We start from the raw sequence: 20,495 nt of genomic DNA on the forward strand, positions 1-20,495 counted from the left end.
AGATGAACATTGCTTTGATGGTAAATACTCACGATACGATATAATGAGCCTTAGTTTAAATGAAAAAATTAAAGTAGGTGGTTTGAGAATAATACATGAACTATTAGAACAAACAACCGAAAATTTATCTTCAAAGAGACCTAATATTGATGAAGTTTTAGAAAAAATAAGGCTTTGGGTAGAAGTTTTAAATGATGAGAATCGCATAAGAGAAGAAAATAATTTAGAATTGTATGAAAAGATACCTAATCAATATAATCCAACTGAATATGTTTATAGAGAGTCTAATCAAATTTATGAAATATTAATTAAGTTAATAAATGAACATAACCTTTATAAGGAAAGCATAGGGATAATAGGGCCTATTTTAGATATAAAAAGAGCAAACATAAAAAACTGTTTTAGGTTAGATACTAAAAATAAAAAATATATATTTAGCCCATCTATGTTGAGGTGTATTGATAATAAGTGGTTTTTAAATACTACTGAAATTGATAGAAAAGCACTAGAACGGGAAGGTATTTTACCGAATAAGGATAAAAATAATATTTTAGAAAACTTATTTGAGCAAGTGCTCCTAAAAATAAAAATGTCAATACGTATGAAGTAATCGGTGCGGATGACGACATCCTATTGTAATATAAAATTATTAGAAAGTAGGAGTTTGCTTAATTTAAAGCCTAACAAATATAATGTGATTGGTTTTGACCCACAATATTCCCTTATATTCGATGAGACATATTTAAAAAATGAGGGAATTAGTCCTAAAAATGGTTATATTTCCATAGGGTAACATAAAGAGATTGAAACGACTAAAGCTAGTAAGACAAAAAAAGATGTGAAGAAAAAATGTTAACAGGGCATAAAAAGTAAGTGAATTAATAGAAAGTAGTGATTATAAAAAGGCATCTAAAATTAGATGTCTTTTTAATTAGTAATGGAGTTGTAGTATGCTGTAGAAATTGAATACATAAATTATAGAGAGAAGTTCGTGGAATTCTACAGTTAGTTTATCAGAGAAATGAAAAGATAGATTTAGAAATACCTATTTAGAAAGCCTAAGTCACTGAGGGCTATAGTTATTGGGATTTTTTATCTGTATAAAATATGAGCGTTATATTTACGATTGCTTTGCAATAACATCTATCTTTCATATTTTTCCATGTTTGATATAGTGGGTGTTTCTTTTTGTTTGTCTTAATAATTCCTCCGAGTTGTCCTTGTGGGATTTTTTCTTTTTCATCATTCTGAGTATCTTTGAAAGTATCTTTCTTTCAGTACAGTGCGATTTAGAGTCTGCATAACCTAATTTTTTTGGAATATAAATCGCTAAATTATTTATGCCAAGACGTCTGACAGGTAAAGTTTTTTCGTCCTTCAGACATAGTGTTAAGTGAGAGTTCTTTAAAACAGACCTATCTGATAAGCTTATATCATTTCTAATATTCACGTTATTAAAAGCCACAAACACTTCTTTTTGTGAAATTGCTGATTGTTGTAAGGAGGCTATGCCAACATTGTTTTTCGAATAGTTATGCCCTTCTCGATATGCAACTGCAAATTTTAAGTTCTGACTTGATAGATTTGTAAAAATTTCTTGTGACTTATTCTTTAGCACAGACCCAATAAGAAAATCTCCTGGCATAAAATCTTGCATTCCAAAACCTTCTTTCTGAATATAAAGTACAATATCTTATTACTATTATGATTATAAAGTAATAAAAGCTTCTGAGGAATTATTATTATTTGAATTTTAAAAAATAACAGATGAGGATTTTGAGTTTATTTCCTTACTCATATGTGAGTATAAAATCCTACAACTTATGTGAAGGAGAATCAGAGGTAAAAGAAGAGGTATTTTTTACTCAAAAGGTAGAGAGGACCCCTTAGATTGTGTCAAAGTATGTGTTAACCAACACATTGAAAGAGTGCTATAAGGAGGATAGGATGACATCAAGTAGAGATACACATAGTCCCCTTACTATGCCATATTTTTGAAAAATCCAATATGTTGTATTTAATATAGGTCTACTGGAGAATACGACAATGGGACGGTTTTTTGACTACATTGTTAGCTGTAGTTGAAATGGAAAGAAACCTAATCGTGGAGCGTACACATTAAGGTAAGGCTCTTGCAAAGCAAAATGAAGACTTTAGAGAGGATAGACCAAGAAAGCAATAGTTAGAGTACCTTAAATATACATACAAGTAAGATGAAACTGTGAGAGGAATAAACAAGAGAACCCTCATCCGTAGGAAAAATGAGCAAGTGGACAAGGGATGAAGAATATTTCTAATTAGTTTTTTGTATGTCTGTTCAACCAAAGTATTCGTAGTTTAACAAATAATTTTTTACATTCTGTCGCTGTCTTAGTGTGGAATTTTAAAAAAATAATCTAAGTGCGAATCCCCACATGCAGGAATAAATCCGAGTCTACGCCAAAAACGACGACCATCTTCATCACGAGTATCTAATATAACTCGCTCATATGAAGTAAGGCTTAATAGTTGAAGGAAGCGTTTCATTAGTTTAGTTCCATAGCCGAGATTGTAAGGATGAACACCCAACCATGCTATCTTTATTAGAGACTCAGGATATTCATCAAAATAGTATTCCTTCTGTAAAAGGAGGCTTAGTTCAAATTGTTTCGAATGATAATGGACAGGGGTACTACCATACTCAAATCTTATAGGTAACCCTCTATTAATGTTGACGTCACATTGAAGTATATTGGAAAACTCATTAGCCAAGTCATAAAACAATTGTTGTTCAGTTTCTTGACTTAGTTTTTTTACCACCATTGGTGGTGGAAAGTGCCACACTTTTTGTTCCAAGAATGTTCCTCCTCTCTGTTCTCTATAATTTTATGAATTAGCTTGTAGTTTCATGTAGGAAGCAACCAAAATAAGTAAGTTGAAATTATGAAAGGTACAGGATACTTATTCGTAGGCAAAATGCAGTAGAAGATTATGCTCAGCAGCTTTAATCTGCAAAGGGTAGCTTGCTACTTTGAGTAATAAAAATTCATTTTCACTGTAAAAGGAAACACTACATTTCCAATTCTTTGTAAAAATAAGGTTATAGTTAACAAAGGATAGTATTAACTGTAATTTAATGGGATATTCGAGGGTTTTCTGCTGGAGGAGCTAGAGAAGAAATAACGTATGAATGTGAGGAATTCAATATGTCCGATGTTCAATTACAGGAAAATATTGAAACGTATCTGTACGCTGTAAACGAAATACGAAATTCCATAAACGTTATACAAGGAGAAAAATACATAGAAAATTATAAAAAGACACTGTTGTTCAGCGTTATTGACTTGTTGGCAAAAGGTGCTTATGGAAATAGTTTTGGGAACAGACGAACGGATATGTTTGAGAAGTTTATTTTGGAGTTTTGTGAGTGGGAAAATACTGAAAGAATAAGTCTTCAACAGTTGGTTCATTTATTAGATAAAACAGAGGAAGCGACATTCTCAGGACTCAAAAATTTTGCTAAAACAGAATTACATAAGTATCCAGACTGTCAACCAGTTCCTTTCAGTTATGACCCAACATATGAACAATTGAGGGGACAAATGCCTAGGGGTGTTACAACTATTCTCAAAGTTGAAATAAAGAGTTTGAATCATGTCTCTTTATTGTGGAAACTTCGAAATAGTTTGGTCCACGAAGCAAGAGCGAAAGGAGTCACCCAGTTATTTGAAGATGAAATTGAACCTCATTATATTCATTACAGCGTATTAGGAAAAGACAGTGAAACTGGACTAATTATAACAACGAAAAGATGGGAAATGTATCAACCAGTTGGATTTATTAATAAAATGATTGATAAAGCTCTAAACAACGTCAAAGTTTATCTTGAGACTCATAGAATCAATCCTCTTGACAATCATGACTTTGACCCACTTTGGATTGAAGAGAAAAAGGGACGGTCAGTGTAAAATAAGGGAAATTAGTATTGAAGAAGATATGCTGGGTATAGAATGGTTCGTGCAGGAGGCAATACTAATTTGATTCCAAAATGGAAACAAAAGAAAGTGGCTTCAATTGGCTGGACGGAGTTTGATAACCTCCAAGCCTATTTTACCAGAGAAACATTAATACCAAAAGCGCATGGGGTATATGAAGATGAAAAGCCATCTACTCGTCTCAATTGGTCAATCAACTTTAAAAAAAGCTCCTTTAGCTATTCAACAACAATACGGGTTATGTGTTGTCTCAGATAAATGATTTTTAATAGCAAGTCATACCAAGCCATGGGTTCAATCTGATAATCAAGAGCGACTATTTATTAATAATGGACTGTTATTATGCCCTAACCAGGATGTGTTATTTGATAAGGGATATATTTGTGTTAATAGGGAGGGGACAATTTTGATTTCAGCTAGTTTGGATGAAACGACTAGGCTTTTTCTTAATATCAATGAAAATATGAAGATTAATATGAGTGAGAAATAGCGAGAGTATATGAAATGGCATCGAGATTACATATTTAAGTGATTAAAAAGAAAGTTAAGTTTTGAATTTAGTATATAAAAATATTAATAAACATACGAAAGAATATGTTTTGGAGGAAATAATAATGATGAAATATTTACTTTACCCACCACTTCTTACTGTTCCAGAAGAAAATGGATTTGAAAATGAGTGGGAAGCGTTTTGCCTAAAATTGTTAAAATTAGAAAAATAAATAATGATATTGAAAGGGGAACACCTCCAGAACAGGGTGTTGACTTACATTTCAAGGAAAAGGGTATCGCATACCAATGTAAGAGTGTTGTAGGTAGTATTAGTGGGTTTAATATTACAAAGGCAGTTAAATCCCTTGAAAGGGCTTTATGCATACAAAAGACATTACCATGGGAGCAGTATATAGTTTGTTCCAATGTAAATCTTACAGGAAATCAAATAACTAAGTTAAAGGAAGTATATTCAAATGTAGATACTAAGGGGCATGATTATTGGGTTGGTCTATGTGAGAAATATAGTCAACAAGTTAAAAGGAATTTTAGAGTGCTACTTGAAATTCCTAGTGATATTATTCATACTACTTTTAACAGTTTAGAAGAGCATTATCTAGAGAAATCGAAAACAAAAATGGAAAAGGATACTTTAGAGATTTTCTTCTACTATGAGAAACATGATAGAGTATATCAGATGAAAGTTTCTTTAGATTTTACCCTCAAAGAATTAAAAAATATAATTAGGTCTTTCTTGGATATTCCTAAGGGACTGATAGGTCAAAATGGCTTAGTATATATATACGATTTTTTGATTATAGAAGGTGAAAAGCAAGAAGAAGAGGATAAAACATTACGGGATGTTGGTATTATTCCTAATAGCGTTTTTACATATTGGCTTAGCTATAGTTTTGAGGGAAGAAGCGGAACTAAAAGAACTAATAATGCAATGCAGTGGTTAACTAGTTCTAGCTTCGATTCAGTAAATGAAAAAGAAAAATATTTAGAACAAGCTAAAAGTTATATCAAGCAATGTTTTAATACTTTTGATGACAGTCTTAAATGATAAGTATTTTACTCAATTACAGTATGGAAATAAAACAGTAAGTAAATTAATTTGTTTACTTACTGTTTTATTATGCAGTAATCTTACCTTATTTTGAGTAACGTATGATACAACTATATTTTGGCTGTCACAGCAGGTTGTATTTCATATTTTTGTATTATATCTCTATAAATGCTCACTTTAGGTCTAGAAGAATTCCAGTTGAGGTTCTTATAAAGAAGTTCCTTTTCAATTAGAAATATTTTGAATGTACCATCCCAGTCACCGTTCACATAAAAATCCATGAAATAGAATTCATCCCAGTCATCTTTGTCTGGTCTAATTACAGTAAAGTCTGGTAAAGAGCTAGTTACCTTAATCTCAATACGTTTATTATTTTCTGGTATAAAACAATCAAAACGAAAATGCCCTTTTCTTGGTTTAACAGCATTCATTTCTAGACAGAATAGTCCTTCTGCAATTTCATTTGGAAAAGCTATTCTTCTTGCACCCATAGTATCAAGTTGATTACTCAAATTTCTCCAGCTATTGTAAATATCTTTAAAGGACTCCCTATCATTTTTATCATAAATTATTACTTCCACTGAAGCTCCGTTAATTTCTATAGTGTCTTTTTTCACATTTAATCCTCCTTTAAGGTTATTTTTGTAAAGTCTTTTAGTATAAGTTCTAATTGCTGCTCATTAAGAGTCCGTTTATCATATAATTTGTTGTTACCTGCCCACACCTTTTTGTTAATGTATTGGTCAAAAATTTCATTGTGTGGATGTTTACATACATAAATAGTGTTATTTTCAATTGAAAAATCGACTACGGCTAAAATGTAATTCCTTTCATCATCGTCTTTAAGTACAAATGTGACAGAGTCTAAGTGAGGTAAAATAATACTTTCTATAGATAAAGTGTTATCCTCGTTTGGAAAATCTATGTAAAATGTTGTTTCATCTGTATAAAATTCTAAGTCGGGATTTGTTTCCTTAAGCTTTTCACAACATGTAGATAATGTTGCTTCTAAATACTCAAACTTTTCGGTAGTAGACTTTGACCATTCACTGTCTTCTACTAATTTACCTAATGGACGTATAATAGTAATCTCTTGTCTTAGCGTCTCCACAATATCTGAGTTCAATTTATCGAATATAAATTCCTCTATAAACTGTAGAGCTCTATGTACTAATCCTATAGATTTATGGTAATCGAGAGGTTTGGAAATTCCAAAATGGGTAAGTTTGTTTCGTTCGTGACCAATATCAATCAATGCCTGGAGTTGACCCTTGGGTATTTCCGTTTTGTATAATTTCCCCAACCGTTTTATGCATAATGAATAGCTTATTGTTTCAATATGTTTATCGTTTTCTATTAAATAATCATGAAAGTTTCCCTCTGGGTCTTCTTTCTGTGAAAGCTCCTCTACAATGTTATCAATATCTGTATAAATTAGTAAATCATTAATGTCACTCAGGATTTTCTTACTTAAAATTTCCACCGAATTTTGAACACAAATTACTGCTAACTTAAGATAACTATCTTTTTCAAAATCTGTATCCTCAGGAGTATCTTGAAGAGTTAATTTTTTAATGTATTTATCATAAAAAGTTATTCCCATCTTAAGAGAATCTAATCCGTTTTCTACCAATCCAAATTCCAAATTTTAACACCCCTCTTAAGTGAATTTCCCCTAAATTTAAGTTGATATTATTAATGTTTGTTTAAAATATATTTAATTATACCAGGAAACGTTCTAACTAGATATGTGAATTGATAAAGCGATTAATAATCTATGAAATTGCTATTAGCAATAATCTGTATTTATAGCAATCTTTTTATTTTAGTTTGTACAATTTCATTTCAAGAATAGTGGTACATTGCAAAAGCTTATGGAAATATTAATACACCCCGAGATTAGATGAAAGTTAATTATATATGTACAGTGCAATACAATAATTCGTAAAACTAAGATTATCCGCTATAATAAACTTACCATATACAGCACAGTTAGGGACTCCAAGGAGGCTTTTAACGATGAAAGGAAGCGTCAAAAAAGATAAGAAAACAGGAAAGTATTTTTATATTGTAGACATTGGTATTGACTCTCTAACAGGTAAAAGGAAGCAAAAAAAGAAAAGGGGATTCATTACTAAAAAAGAAGCAGAAAATTCTTTAACAAAGTTACTCTCAGAAGTCCACACTGAAACATATGTAGAACCTAGCAAACTTCTCTATAGTGAATATCTGGAAAGTTGGTTTAATACAAAGAAGCACAGTGTTGGTATTCAAACAGCGAAGGTACTGAAAGGGTACTTGAATAGTCGTATCATTCCTTCTCTAGGCAATATCAAATTAGCTAAGTTAACATCATTGCATATGCAAAACTACGTTAATTCGCTGCGAGATGAAGGTTTAAAGCAAGGGACAATTGAGAAGATAATAAAAGTCATTCGGAACTCTCTTGAACATGCAATTGATTTGGAGTTAATAAGTAAAAATGTTGCAGCTAAAACAAAGTTGCCTAAAGCTGATAAGGAAGAGTTAACTGTGTGGAATGAACATGAAGTACAGTTGTTTTTAAAAGCTGCACAGGATAGCAGGTATTCTATCGTCTTTCATATGGCTCTTGTAACTGGAATGCGACAAGGTGAATTACTGGGGTTGCGATGGAAAGATGTTGATTTAGAAAAGGGGCATTTAACTATTAGCCAAACGTTAAGTCATGATGGGAAGACGTTCTTGCTTGGAGGAAAGACGAAATCAAGTTTAAGAAAGATACTATTACCTGCATCAACAGTAGCAAAGCTAAAGAAGCACAGAGCAGCCGTATTGAAAGAGAAGTTGAGTCAAGGTGAGGAATACCAAGACAATGACTTGGTGATGTGTACTCCTTATGGAACGCCAATTAATCCTGCTAATGTTAGAAGAAGTCTAAACGCTTTGACTAAGGGAGCAGCTGTGCCAAAGATTCGCTTTCATGATTTACGTCATACACATGCAACTCTATTATTGGCTAAAGGTGTGAATGTGAAGGTGATTTCCGAACGGTTAGGACACAGTAACATCAAAATCACACTAGACACTTATTCGCATGTATTACCAACGATGCAAGAAGATGCAGTTAACAAAATAGAAGAGATTTTGTAGGGAATGTGACCAATTCTGTGACCACGACCCCTTTTGAATACAAGTTTACAAAAGAAAAAACCGCATCAAATGTTGATTTGACACGGTTTCTACAACTATGACCCCGGAGAGGCTCGAACTCACGACCTCCCCCCTGTCAAGGTGGTACGGTTCTTATTGAGTTACATGATCTAAATTTCCTATATAAAGTTAACATTTTCAAAAATAAATTCTCTTAACTCGTAAAAAGGTGTATTAACTAACTTACATCATAACTCATATTAATAAAGTGTTTAGCTTTTTCGATATCTTCGTCACTTGCAATTATTATTTCTAAATCTCCCGTACCATAATGTCCTATATTACTAACATCGCGAGTAAAACCACTTTGTAGTTCTACAAAGTTTGGATCCACCTTTAAATACAATAAGATCTTATTGCTTTGGGGGTGTACTTCTAAGCATGCGAAGTTTTTAATTCTCTTAAAAGCAATGTAATGCTTTAATATCTTTACTTGGACGTCGTCACCTAACGCCAACATGTACAATTTTAGTGCTTCAAATCTATCAATTAGTTGCCTATTTGATTGCTCAAGGTAATCTGAGACTGTTTTAACTTTTGTATTTCTGTTAGTAGTCAGAGCAGTTGTATCATCATTAATATATACAGTTTGAGCAGTTGTAGCATTAACTAAGTCGAGTAGCAATAGCCCGTCTTCATAGTGCTTATAAACATATAATTCAATATTCCTGTTAATTTGTTCTACTGCGTGTTCATCGTATTTAGTAAAACCACCTGCAATACATAATAAACGTGGACTACTCCAGTCAATAGCATTAGAGACTTCCTCACCGAACCTACGCATTACCATCAATTCAAATTCCGCCTTATGGTCAAGTAGCCAATCTAAATAGAATAAGCCTTGGTTTATAACATTCTCGTTTACAGAGCGTTTATACTCGATGATTACAGGTGAATTATTTTCATCTATGCCTAATGTGTCTATTCTACCCGCGTGTTTTTTACCTGTGCTATACTCAGAGGCTAGAAAACGTATTCCTAAAAATGTATCTAGGTGTCGTTCTATTATAGTTTGTAATGATTTTTCCACCGCTAGTGCTTGCCCAACTAATTCTTCTACATTATTTTCATTTAAACGGAAAATTTTAATATCGCCCAATTTGTATGCCCCCTTATAATTAAAATTATATTATTTTTGTATATGCATTTGTAGTGTATAAATAAAGATACAATTGAATGTCACTAATAGTATATAATTGTATTATATTGTAAAGGTAAGTATAATGTTTATTGATATAGTTGTATATAAATATAATAATTTACTTGTAAAGTGGTGATGGTATGAGTAACTTTTCATTTTTTAAAGGTGAATGGGAAGTGTTGGCAAAGATTGGTGAAAGTGCTGAGCGTAATGTATATATTGACTCAAATACAACAATCAGTAAACTGCGTTTACTAGGAGAAACAATTGCAAAATCTGTACTTGCTTCTGACAATATTAAAGAACTACAGGGTACCAATCAGATTGAGCGATTAAATGCAATTCAGCGGGAAGGTTTAGCAGAACCAGAAATGTTAGAGATTTTCCACTTACTTCGTAAAAAGGGAAATAAAGCTGCACATGATGGTAGTTATGGAACAGCAGAAGAAGCAAAGCAACTGCTAGCATTAGCTTATCAAGTTTCTATTTGGTTTATGGAGGTTTACGTAGACTGGGAGTTTAGTGCGCCAAGTTATGTTCCTCCTACTGAAGAAGCCGATTCTTCTGCATTACAAGAAAAAATCAAACAACTACAAGCAGAGATTGATAAGAAAGAAAAAGCTTTAGAAAAACAATTGGAAGTCATTTCTGACCGTGAAGTAGAAAAAGAACTTCGTGTTCAACGTAAAGAAAAATCGCGTAATCATTTACGTAAACATCAAATGTCAGAAGAACAAACACGTACATTAATCGATGATAAATTACGTGCAGTTGGTTGGGAAGTTGATACAGAAACTATTAACTTTAAAAAATATAAAACAATGCCTGAAAAAAATAGAAATATGGCGATTGCTGAATGGAAAATTGGTAGCCAATATGCTGACTATGCATTATTTATCGGTGAGCAATTAGTAGCTGTAGTTGAAGCGAAAGCAAAGCATCGTGATATTCCTGCAGCTCTTGATAGTCAAGCGAAGGATTATGCACGTAATGTTACGCAAATAGAAGGTATTCAATTATTACCTCCAAATGGTGAGTATAAAGTACCGTTTGTATATGCTTCAAATGGTCGTCCGTTTCTTCGCCAATTAGAAGATCAATCTGGTATTTGGTTTTGGGATACACGCCACCAAACAAAGCGAGCTCATGCTATTGAAGGTTGGCATTCACCAGAAGATTTAAAACTATTATTAGATGTGAATAATGAAGAAGCAGATAAGCGCTTAAAAGAGGACGATATTACAAAGTTTAGTTTACGTGAGTATCAACAAAAGGCCGTATTATCTGTTGAAAACGCATTAATAGAGGGTGCACGTAAAATGCTTGTTGCAATGGCAACAGGAACAGGTAAAACTCGTACAGCGATTGCACTTATGTATCGTTTAATTAAAGCAAAAAAATGTCGTCGTATTCTTTTCTTAGTAGATCGTAATTCACTAGGACAACAAACAGAAGACGCATTAAAAGATTCTAAAATGGAAAATGGTTTACCGTTTTCATCTATTTATGACGTTAAAACTTTAGAAGATATGACGCCTGATGTTGAAACAAAAGTTCAAATCGCAACCGTTCAAGGGATGGTTCGACGCTTGTTCTATAATGATGGGGAAAAACTTCCTTCTGTCGGACAATATGATTTTATTATTGTCGATGAAGCGCACAGGGGTTATACAAGTGATAAAGAAATGACAGAAGATGAACTATTATTCCGTAATCAAAATGATTATGTGAGTCAGTATCGACGCGTTATTGATTATTTTGATGCAGCGGTTTTAGGATTAACTGCAACGCCAGCACTACATACAACGGAGATTTTTGGTAATCCAATTTATAAGTATTCTTATACAGAGGCTGTATTAGATGGTTACTTAGTAGATCATGAACCTCCGTACTTATTTGAAACAGAACTTAAAGAAAATGGTATTACGTTTAATCAAGGTGAAGAGATTGAATTGTATGACCCTGATGAGGGTGAAATCATTTTAGAACAACTTGAAGATGAATTGAAATTTGAAGTGGAACATTTCAATAAGAGAGTTATTTCAGATGGGTTTAATCGAGCAGTTTTAACGAAATTAACAGACTATATCGATCCTGAAAGTGATGAAAAAACATTGATCTTTGCTGCGACAGATCGACACGCTGACTCAATTGTACGTCTATTAAAAGAAGCGTTTGAGGGGCGAGGCGATACAGTATCAGATGATGCGATTGTAAAAATCACAGGTTCTATTTATCGTCCCAATGAAATGATTAAACGCTTCAAAAATGAAAAACTACCAAATATCGTTGTAACAGTAGATCTATTAACGACAGGAATTGATGTACCGTCCATTACTAATATCGTCTTTTTACGTCGTATTAAATCACGTATTTTATACGATCAAATGTTAGGTCGTGCAACAAGATTATGTCCTGATATCAATAAAGAAGTATTCCGTATTTTTGATGCAGTGGGTATTTATCATCAACTACAAAAATATACAGATATGAAACCTGTTGTAAAAAAACAAAATGTATCAATTGGTGATTTAAAAGATGCATATATTCAATCAGAGACGAAAGATGAAGCGAAGCATTTCTTAGATCAATTAGTTGCAAAAATTCAACGTAAAAAACAAAAGCTAGATGAAACCGCAAAGAAAGAATTTGAACAACTATCAAAAGGTACTACAGTTGATGACTTTGCACATGACATTCAGGATTACACGCAAAAACAGGTGGAAACAAATAGTCGTTTATTTGACTATCTAGACAAATATAGAATGGAAAAGGAACTTCAAGTAATTTCGAAGCATGAAGATCATGTTACGTCTGTGAATCGTGGATATGGGGAAGGAAAAACAAGGCCAGTCGATTATTTAGATGGTTTTGTACAATATATTCGGGAGAATATGAATACAATACCTGCACTCCAAATCATCTGTCAGCGTCCGAAAGACTTAACAAAAGATGATCTTCGTAATATTATTGTGCAATTAAGTACAGAAGGATATAAAGAAAATGATTTACGAAATGCTTGGAAGCAAGCGAAGAATGAAGAAATTGCAGCGGATATCATTAGCTTTATTCGACAAGCTGCACTAGGTGAAGCATTGGTTGACCAAGAAGCAAGGGTGAAAAATGCGATGAAGAAAGTGTATGAGATGCACGATTGGACGCCTAGACAGAAAAAATGGCTACAGCGTATCGAAACACAACTATTAAAGTTCCCAGTGTTAGCACCTACACCAGAGGATGCTTTTTCAGAAGAACCATTTAAAAGTCAAGGTGGGTATACAAGGCTGAAAAAGGATCTAGGTGAAGAAGAAGTAAATCAATTGGTTTATGCTATTAATGAGGGTCTTTATGCTAGTTAATGTAAAAAGGAGCTCTATTATTGAGCTCCTTTTGATTTGAATAAAAAAAAGGTATAATAATAGACAGTGTTTTATTTTAGGAGGAAGATTATGAATAACAACGAGATTGTTTCAAAACTATGGGGATTAGCAAATGTATTACGTGATGATGGGATTACATATCAACAATATGTAACTGAATTAACATATATATTGTTCTTAAAAATGATGAAAGAGCAAGAAACGGAGAGTGTTATTCCAGAAGGATATCGCTGGGATGATTTACTTTCAAAAGAAGGTATTGAGTTAAAAGAATTCTATCAAGCATTACTATTAAAACTAGGATCTTCTGAAACAGAAAATGAACGTTTACGTGCGATTTATAGTGGGGCAGCTACAAGCATCGATGAACCCAAAAATTTAGAGAAATTGATTAAATCTATTGATGAATTAGATTGGTACAATGCAAAAGAAGAGGGACTTGGTGATTTATATGAGGGTCTTCTTGAGAAGAATGCCAGTGAGAAAAAATCAGGTGCAGGACAATACTTTACGCCACGTGTACTTATTGATGTAATGGTTGAATTAATGGATCCAAAACCAGGTGAAAAATTGAATGACCCGGCAGCGGGAACATTCGGCTTTATGATTGCGGCTGATCGCTATTTAAAAGAAAAAACAGATGATTATTTTGAATTATCACCAGATCAAGCAAAGTTCCAAAAGAATGAAGCATTTACTGGTATGGAACTTGTAAAAGATACTCACCGATTAGCTCTCATGAACGCTTTATTACATGATATTGAAGGTCCACTGGAGCAAGGTGATACACTATCTGCCAATGGTAAGTGGATGAAAAATTTTGATGTTGTATTAACAAATCCTCCATTTGGTACGAAAAAAGGTGGCGAACGAGCAACACGTGATGACTTAACATTTGAAACGTCAAATAAACAGTTCAATTTCTTGCAGTTAATTTACAACTCATTAAAAACAAATGGCAACGCACGTGCAGCCGTTATTTTACCGGATAACATATTGTTTGAAAGTGGTGTAGGTGCTGAAATTCGTCGTGATTTGATGAATAAGTGTAATTTACATTCTATCCTGCGCTTACCAACAGGTATTTTCTATGCACAAGGTGTAAAAACCAATGTTTTATTCTTTAATCGTGGCATAACAGACAAAGATAATACGAAAGATGTGTGGGTGTATGATCTACGTACCAATATGCCATCATTTGGTAAACGTACACCTTTAACGGATAAACACTTTGAGAACTTTATAAAAGTATATTGCGCTGAAAATCGTGAAGCTATTGAGGATGAACGCTGGAATAAGTATACACGTGAAGAAATTGCAAAAAACGAGGACAGTTTAGATATTGGGCTTATTGCAGATGAATCGTTATTCCTTTATGAAAATTTATCCAATCCGATTGAATCAGCAGAAGAAGCGATTGTAAAACTTCAACAAGCAATGGAGCTATTAAACGAGGTTGTCGAAGAGCTACGAGCAGTGGAAGAAGATGAGGTGGTCAAACAATGAGTAAGAAAAAAAAAAACATCAAGGAGTTATTAGAAGAGGCATTAGTGCCAAAGGATGAACAAAGATTTCATACGCCTGTAAATTGGGTATGGACATGGACAGGTACTGTTGCTGAAGTAAGAAGTGGCGGAACACCCAAGTCTACAGCCAAGGAATATTATGAAGATGGGACTATACCGTGGATAACACCAGCTGACCTATCGAAATATCAAAGTATGTATATTAGTAAGGGGAATCGCAACATAACATTACTAGGTCTAAATAAAAGTTCTGCTAAAATGTTGCCTGTAGATACGGTATTATTATCTTCTAGAGCTCCAATAGGTTATGTTGCAATAGCTGCTGAAGAGTTATGTACAAATCAAGGATTTAAGAGTTTTGTTCCAAGTAATGCTTATTATCCTAAATATTTATATTGGTATTTAAAAGCTTCAAAACTTTATCTAGAATCAATGGCTAGTGGAAGTACATTTAAGGAGCTCTCAGGAGTGAAATGTAGAAAAATACCAGTTCCTCTACCTCCTATGAATGAACAAAAACGTATTGTTAAGAAAGTAGAGCGTCTTTTAAACAAAATTGAGGAAGCAAAACAGTTGATTGATGATGCGAAGGAAACGTTTGAATTTCGTCGAGCGGCTATTTTGGATAAAGCGTTTCGTGGGGAGTTGTCGGCCCAATGGCGTGAAGATAATTTTGTTGTTGAGGATGCATTTTCACTTTTAGAACGAATTCAAACAAAAAAAAGAAATAGTTCCATTAAGTCAAATACATTAAAAATTAATTCAGTAACTAAAGAAGAAGAACCATTTGACTTGCCCAAGGGATGGGTATGGATTAGATTAGGGGAAATTTCTTATTATGTAACAAGTGGTTCAAGGGATTGGTCAAAATATTATTCAAGTGAAGGGGCAATGTTTATAAGAACACAGGATATAAACAAAAATAGCTTAAACCTTGATGATATCGCCTTTGTTTCATTACCAGAAAAGGTAGAGGGAAAAAGAAGCTTAGTAGAGAAATCGGATATATTAACTACTATTACGGGGGCAAATGTTGGAAAATGTGCTTTAGTTGAAACCGATATTAAAGAGGCATATGTTAGTCAGTCTGTTGCGCTTACTAAACTTATAGAAAAGTCTATTGCTAAATATGTTCATTTAAGTTTACTTTCTCCTTGTGGTGGAGGTAAAGAGCTTGAAAAAAGAGCTTATGGAATAGGTAGACCAGTTTTAAGCCTTGAGGATATTAAAAATATTAAAATTCCTTTGGCACCAATAGGAGAACAGCAGTTTATTGTTAATATGGTTGAGAAATTACTTACAAATGAGACGGAATCACTGAGACTAGCAAGTATGGAAAAGCAATTAGAGATCCTAAAGCAATCCATATTGAATAAAGCATTTCGTGGAGAGTTAGGTACAAACGATTTGAATGAGGAAAGTTCTTTGGGATTGTTAAAAGAAATATTACAAGAAAAAATTAAATAAATTAATAAAAAAGGACATCTATCTCAGGATGCCCTTTTTTGTTATAAGCAAGGTAGTAGATACTTGTAAATTAAATTTTAATAGATGAACGGAGCCTTAATAAAGTTTTGATATAGTTTGGGTAGAATTTAGATTGAAATAGTTATTTTTATTACTGAAAGCTCTTAACTGTTGGGTGTTCTTAGAAAATATTAAATAGTATATGTTCTAAAGAGTAATTGAAAGAATGTTTCGTTTATTGTATAATAACAATAAGAAATTTTTTCCTTTTTAATCATTCCTAAATAACCACAAACCTCTCGGGTTTACGATGCATTACAAGGAAGTGTATAAAACATATACGCTAATTTGTAATACGAATGTATTCCTGGGAGGTTTTTTTGCGTTGTAGGAATAGGACAAGTAATGAACTAACAAGGATGTGATGGATTATCTTAAATTATTAAGAATTGTAGTGGGGAAATGAGAATTTTGGATTTCAAATTACAAAAGAAGGTGAAAAAAGATGAGAAGAGCAGTCTCGTCTTTTTTATTTCGAAAGGAGAAGGACATGGGTAAGAAAATTATGGTTCAATCTGTAAAGTTGGTAAAAGACAGTAATCGGATTTATGATATTGAGAAAAAGAAAATCACTTGTCCAGCTGATGCTGTACGCTTTGCACAGATTATATTTGATATAGAATCAAGGCCAAATGAAATTTTTGGTGTATTTAACTTAAATACAAAGAATGAAATCATTGGCTGTAGCATTGTGTTCGAAGGAACTGTTGATTCATCGCTCGTTCACCCGCGTGAGACCTTCCGCACAGCAATATTAAACAATGCATCTTCAATAGTATGTTTTCACAACCACCCTTCAGGCCATAGTATGGAATCCCATGAAGATGTCGAAGTAACTAAGCGATTAAAGGAATGTGGAATTATTATTGGTATCCCTCTTCTAGACCATGTCATCATTGGAGATAATAGTTATGTAAGTTTATTGAAAAAGGGGATTATCTAATACAAAGCAATAAGTCAACTATTTTTAAGGGTGTGTATGGAGGAATAAGAAGATTCTAAAGCGTTTATTCGCATGGATCTTCTTATTTTTATATTTGTAAGGGTGATTTATAAATGTATTCATAATATGTGATTCGTGGAAATGGTCAGATTAAAAGGTCAGAAATATAGGATAAGAAAAAAGGATCTATGCCTAATAAACTAACAAGATAGCTCTAACCTAAAGCGAGCAAAATTAGCTTAAAGGCTTTTGATATGAAGGAAAAAGAAGTAGCAAGCTGCCCAAGTGATAGAAAAGTAGTAGAAGAAAATCCAATAGCATTCAACGAGTAAACTTTGGAGTTAGTAAACCATTTGTGGCTGAAGGGAATAATAAGGGGATTGAAGATTTGAATACACAACTTGTTCTCAAAGCAATGGAAATAGCCTTAGAAAAGAATGCGCCTAAGGTGAACGTAAACGTTTAGAACAAGTATTAGCTAAATATCGAAAAGAAGCTTAAGTCAAATGGAATTTTCTTCCCTAAAAGAGCTGTTCCATTGTTATACATAAGAAGCCCCCTTGAATATCAAGGAGAGAACGGTATAATCTTGTTTGGGTTCGAACCAGCGACCGCCACCTTGTTAAGGTGGCGGTCTTTTTGATATATTAATCTTCTTTCTGTATTATAAATTCCCAAAACTTCTTTAATTCCTCTCGCTTTTGAGGAGTCGCATTTTTTATATCTTCAAACCATTGATAAAGCTCAGGATCTTGTATGTCTGTAACTTGTCTCATTTCAGTTGTACCGAGGAGGTAATCAATTGATACTTCAAAGAAAGTCGCTAATTTTATCAATGTATTATAATCAGGTTCTCGATTTCCTTGTTCATACATTGCATATGTAGTTCGAGCAATCCCTAGTTGATTTGCCATGTCTTCTTGACGCAGTTTGCGTTCTTTTCGAAGAGTGTGTAGTCTAGTGCCAAACATATGCTACCTCCTTTTAGGTGTTTTCTATATCAATTATAACGTCACAATATGTAACATTTAACAAAGTACACGAAATGTGTAAAAAACATTGATTTCATACTTATCATTGTGTAATATAATTATTAATTACACATTTTGTGACAATGAAAGGGGGAAATAATGAGGTTTTGGTTATTAGAAAAACGTAAAAATAAAGAGAAAACACAAGATTGTATTGCATATAAGGCAAGAATATCTAGAAGTATGTATGCAATGATTGAAAGTGGTGAAAGAAATCCAAGTGTTCCTGTCGCAAAGAATATAGCTAAGGTACTAAATTTTGATTGGACTCTTTTTTTTGAAGATTAGTGTCACGATACGTGTAATTTCGAGAGGGAGAATTTAATTTCTATATTGTTTTCCTAAAACGAAATAAATTATTACTTATTTTTAAAAAAATATTAGAGAAGGGAAGTGTTTAATATGAACATGAAAACATTTGAAATGCGTGAAAAACGTTTAGCAGAACTACTAGGTGCAAAAGTACTATGGGAATTTATCAATGCCGTCACAGAGGAAATTGAAAAGCAGGAATTAGAGTCTACACCAGGTTTGTTAGAAGATCTATTCATACATGTGAAAGAAACCATTCAAATTCAAAATATGAATCAACGCATAACAAAAACCCCTGTAAAAACAGAGGCTGGTAGTATAGATAAAGAGACATTATATATAGAAGCATATGTAGAATTAATTAATCATAAGTTTGTTATTTCTGAATTAGCTGTAGAGCTTTCATCTGTTCTAAAAGAATTAAGTTGTTTTGTTCAATCATCTTTGCCACAGCTTCAAAGTGAGCTTGATTCTCAAGAACCTCAATCTGCTTCTCTTTAGGGAGTGATTGAAGTATTTCTTTTATTTCTTTACACTCGTATATGTTATTCTCCGAGTCTTCGATTAATTTATTGCGACGATTGGTGTATTCAAGTGCACCTAAAGTCGCTAATGCGCGAGGATCTAATCCTAGAATTTCCATGTATTCCTCTCCTTTCCTATACAATAATTCGATAGGGGGAAGGAGATTCCTTTAATAATTTGGTAGAGTTTTTATAGTTATATAACATATTTTTTATTAGTCAGAATTTTATTTAACAGGAATACTCTAGAATTAGACTTAAAATGTTTACCTTCGTCTAAATACAAGTTATACACACATATATTGATCTTATAAAGGTATATATTACACATAATATTATGTTAAAGGTGGCGAATTGTATCATGAAAGATTTTGTTCTCGAAAAAGAAAACATTATTCGTAAATATGGTGAATGGACCGCTTATGATATTAAATTAACGGATACTCTATATACAAGAGGTATTCGACAACCAAATCCTGCGTTAAAAAAAATTGTGACAATGATTCAAGATATCACACAATGTGATTTTAAAAATCTTCGAATCTTAGATTTAGCTTGTTTAGAGGGGCATTACGCTATTGAGTTTGCTATGCAAGGAGCAACTGTTGTAGGGATAGAAGGAAGAGAATCAAACGTACAAAAAGCTATATTCGCTAAAGATTTATTAAGGTTGGAAAACTTAACCTTTTATCAAGATGATGTAAGAAATTTAAGTGCCGAAAAATATGGTCAATTTGATATTGTTTTATGCTCTGGTATTTTATATCATTTAGATTGCTCAGATGTATTCCCTTTTTTAGAAAAAGTGTATGAAGTATGCAAAAGGTTTGTAATAATTGATACTCATATCACTCATACTCCCAATGTATCAGTACTCTATAAAAATTATGAATATAAGGGGCACACAATGCTAGAACACTCTGCTAATTCATCAATAGAAGAACGTTTAAAATCAAAATGGGCATCATTAGATAACATTACTAGTTTTTGGATGACAAAATCCTCTCTATACAATTTTTTAACGCGAACAGGTTTCTCTTCTATAAATGAATCCAGAAGTTTAGTTCAAGAAGATAGGGTTACTGTTGTAGCTTTTAAGAAATATCCTATAGAAATTAAAAGCTCTCCTGAAACAGAAAAATACATTGAACCCGATTATTTAGAATGCTAAAAATAACACGTTTAAGTTTAATATCCTAATCACTCTGTATGAGGTTGCACTATATGCCTCTCAAGCTAAAATCTTAAAGTATCCCTAAACAAAATTATCAATTTTTAAAAGCTATTTATATAAATGCAACTTGTTGTTTCCGTTTTGAGGGCACTATAAAGTTTTAGCTTTATAGTGATGGGATAGCACCGCATTGCTATCAACTTAAAGAAA

19 protein-coding genes and 2 pseudogenes are annotated in these 20,495 nt (G+C 32.9%); 15 read left to right on the plus strand and 6 right to left on the minus strand.

Annotation, left to right across the window (positions count from 1 at the left end; all coding sequences use genetic code 11):
• The first annotated feature begins 43 nt into the window (after window positions 1–43).
• The gene (locus tag ACQVV1_RS17275; RefSeq protein ID WP_431169228.1) at window positions 44–610 is read left to right on the plus strand and encodes a hypothetical protein; all 567 of its coding nucleotides are present in this window, start codon (window positions 44–46) and stop codon (window positions 608–610) included.
• A gap of 540 nt (window positions 611–1,150) precedes the next feature.
• Here the strand turns inward: ACQVV1_RS17275 and ACQVV1_RS17280 are convergent.
• The gene (locus ACQVV1_RS17280; RefSeq protein ID WP_431169229.1) at window positions 1,151–1,657 is read right to left on the minus strand and encodes a hypothetical protein; all 507 of its coding nucleotides are present in this window, start codon (window positions 1,655–1,657) and stop codon (window positions 1,151–1,153) included.
• Between the two features lie 356 nt (window positions 1,658–2,013).
• Between ACQVV1_RS17280 and ACQVV1_RS17285 the strand changes: the two are divergent.
• A pseudogene (locus tag ACQVV1_RS17285) lies at window positions 2,014–2,119 on the plus strand (recombinase family protein); the annotation flags it as partial.
• A 251-nt stretch (window positions 2,120–2,370) separates the two neighbouring features.
• Here ACQVV1_RS17285 and ACQVV1_RS17290 read toward each other — a convergent pair.
• Window positions 2,371–2,835 carry a hypothetical protein gene (locus ACQVV1_RS17290; RefSeq protein WP_431169230.1) on the minus strand — a complete coding sequence of 155 codons (465 nt, stop codon included), beginning with the start codon at window positions 2,833–2,835 and terminating at the stop codon, window positions 2,371–2,373.
• Between the two features lie 350 nt (window positions 2,836–3,185).
• On the opposite strand from ACQVV1_RS17290, the gene ACQVV1_RS17295 reads away from it, so the two are divergent.
• From ACQVV1_RS17295 to ACQVV1_RS17310, 4 genes are all read left to right on the plus strand, one after another.
• The gene (locus ACQVV1_RS17295) at window positions 3,186–3,947 is read left to right on the plus strand and encodes a hypothetical protein (RefSeq protein WP_431169231.1); all 762 of its coding nucleotides are present in this window, start codon (window positions 3,186–3,188) and stop codon (window positions 3,945–3,947) included.
• A 69-nt stretch (window positions 3,948–4,016) separates the two neighbouring features.
• Complete coding sequence (locus ACQVV1_RS17300; RefSeq protein ID WP_431169232.1) at window positions 4,017–4,232, plus strand: hypothetical protein; 216 nt, start codon at window positions 4,017–4,019, stop codon at window positions 4,230–4,232.
• Between the two features lie 10 nt (window positions 4,233–4,242).
• Window positions 4,243–4,464, plus strand: coding sequence for an HNH endonuclease (locus ACQVV1_RS17305; RefSeq protein WP_431169275.1), 222 nt, complete (start codon window positions 4,243–4,245; stop codon window positions 4,462–4,464).
• Window positions 4,465–4,665: 201 nt separating this feature from the next.
• Window positions 4,666–5,532 (plus strand): ubiquitin family protein, encoded by an 867-nt coding sequence (locus tag ACQVV1_RS17310; RefSeq protein ID WP_431169233.1) that lies wholly within the window; start codon window positions 4,666–4,668, stop codon window positions 5,530–5,532.
• A 113-nt stretch (window positions 5,533–5,645) separates the two neighbouring features.
• Here ACQVV1_RS17310 and ACQVV1_RS17315 read toward each other — a convergent pair whose 3' ends face one another.
• The gene (locus tag ACQVV1_RS17315; protein WP_431169234.1) at window positions 5,646–6,152 is read right to left on the minus strand and encodes a Bsp6I family type II restriction endonuclease; all 507 of its coding nucleotides are present in this window, start codon (window positions 6,150–6,152) and stop codon (window positions 5,646–5,648) included.
• 2 nt (window positions 6,153–6,154) lie between these two features.
• The gene (locus ACQVV1_RS17320; RefSeq protein ID WP_431169235.1) at window positions 6,155–7,180 is read right to left on the minus strand and encodes a hypothetical protein; all 1,026 of its coding nucleotides are present in this window, start codon (window positions 7,178–7,180) and stop codon (window positions 6,155–6,157) included.
• 374 nt (window positions 7,181–7,554) lie between these two features.
• Here ACQVV1_RS17320 and ACQVV1_RS17325 point away from each other — a divergent pair, with 374 nt between their 5' ends.
• On the plus strand, window positions 7,555–8,667 hold the full coding sequence (locus tag ACQVV1_RS17325) for a tyrosine-type recombinase/integrase (protein ID WP_431169236.1): 1,113 nt from the start codon (window positions 7,555–7,557) through the stop codon (window positions 8,665–8,667).
• A gap of 238 nt (window positions 8,668–8,905) precedes the next feature.
• On the opposite strand, the gene ACQVV1_RS17330 is transcribed toward ACQVV1_RS17325, so the two are convergent.
• Window positions 8,906–9,826, minus strand: coding sequence for a DUF5655 domain-containing protein (locus ACQVV1_RS17330; protein ID WP_431169237.1), 921 nt, complete (start codon window positions 9,824–9,826; stop codon window positions 8,906–8,908).
• Between the two features lie 182 nt (window positions 9,827–10,008).
• Here ACQVV1_RS17330 and hsdR point away from each other — a divergent pair, with 182 nt between their 5' ends.
• The 5 genes and pseudogenes from hsdR to ACQVV1_RS17355 all read left to right on the plus strand — a co-directional run.
• Window positions 10,009–13,227: a type I restriction-modification system endonuclease gene (hsdR, locus tag ACQVV1_RS17335; RefSeq protein WP_431169238.1), complete on the plus strand. Its 3,219-nt coding sequence runs from the start codon at window positions 10,009–10,011 to the stop codon at window positions 13,225–13,227.
• A gap of 90 nt (window positions 13,228–13,317) precedes the next feature.
• Window positions 13,318–14,754, plus strand: a complete 1,437-nt coding sequence (locus ACQVV1_RS17340; protein ID WP_431169239.1) for a class I SAM-dependent DNA methyltransferase — start codon at window positions 13,318–13,320, stop codon at window positions 14,752–14,754.
• Window positions 14,751–16,241, plus strand: a complete 1,491-nt coding sequence (locus tag ACQVV1_RS17345) for a restriction endonuclease subunit S (RefSeq protein WP_431169240.1) — start codon at window positions 14,751–14,753, stop codon at window positions 16,239–16,241. Before ACQVV1_RS17340 ends, ACQVV1_RS17345 begins: the two co-directional genes overlap by 4 nt.
• A gap of 550 nt (window positions 16,242–16,791) precedes the next feature.
• Window positions 16,792–17,244 carry a JAB domain-containing protein gene (locus ACQVV1_RS17350; RefSeq protein ID WP_098646208.1) on the plus strand — a complete coding sequence of 151 codons (453 nt, stop codon included), beginning with the start codon at window positions 16,792–16,794 and terminating at the stop codon, window positions 17,242–17,244.
• A gap of 260 nt (window positions 17,245–17,504) precedes the next feature.
• A pseudogene (locus tag ACQVV1_RS17355) lies at window positions 17,505–17,698 on the plus strand (DnaD domain-containing protein); the annotation flags it as partial.
• Between the two features lie 193 nt (window positions 17,699–17,891).
• Here the strand turns inward: ACQVV1_RS17355 and ACQVV1_RS17360 are convergent.
• On the minus strand, window positions 17,892–18,215 hold the full coding sequence (locus tag ACQVV1_RS17360) for a helix-turn-helix domain-containing protein (protein ID WP_000468121.1): 324 nt from the start codon (window positions 18,213–18,215) through the stop codon (window positions 17,892–17,894).
• Window positions 18,216–18,374: 159 nt separating this feature from the next.
• Between ACQVV1_RS17360 and ACQVV1_RS17365 the strand changes: the two genes are divergently transcribed.
• The 3 genes from ACQVV1_RS17365 to ACQVV1_RS17375 all read left to right on the plus strand — a co-directional run bounded on the left by ACQVV1_RS17365 (window position 18,375) and on the right by ACQVV1_RS17375 (window position 20,282).
• The gene (locus tag ACQVV1_RS17365; RefSeq protein WP_001213250.1) at window positions 18,375–18,563 is read left to right on the plus strand and encodes a helix-turn-helix transcriptional regulator; all 189 of its coding nucleotides are present in this window, start codon (window positions 18,375–18,377) and stop codon (window positions 18,561–18,563) included.
• A gap of 114 nt (window positions 18,564–18,677) precedes the next feature.
• The gene (locus ACQVV1_RS17370; protein ID WP_431169241.1) at window positions 18,678–19,088 is read left to right on the plus strand and encodes a hypothetical protein; all 411 of its coding nucleotides are present in this window, start codon (window positions 18,678–18,680) and stop codon (window positions 19,086–19,088) included.
• A gap of 384 nt (window positions 19,089–19,472) precedes the next feature.
• Window positions 19,473–20,282, plus strand: a complete 810-nt coding sequence (locus ACQVV1_RS17375; protein WP_431169242.1) for a class I SAM-dependent methyltransferase — start codon at window positions 19,473–19,475, stop codon at window positions 20,280–20,282.
• Window positions 20,283–20,495: the final 213 nt, after the last annotated feature.

Source organism: Bacillus basilensis (assembly GCF_050630465.1).
Taxonomy (GTDB): Bacteria; Bacillota; Bacilli; order Bacillales; family Bacillaceae_G; genus Bacillus_A; species Bacillus_A basilensis.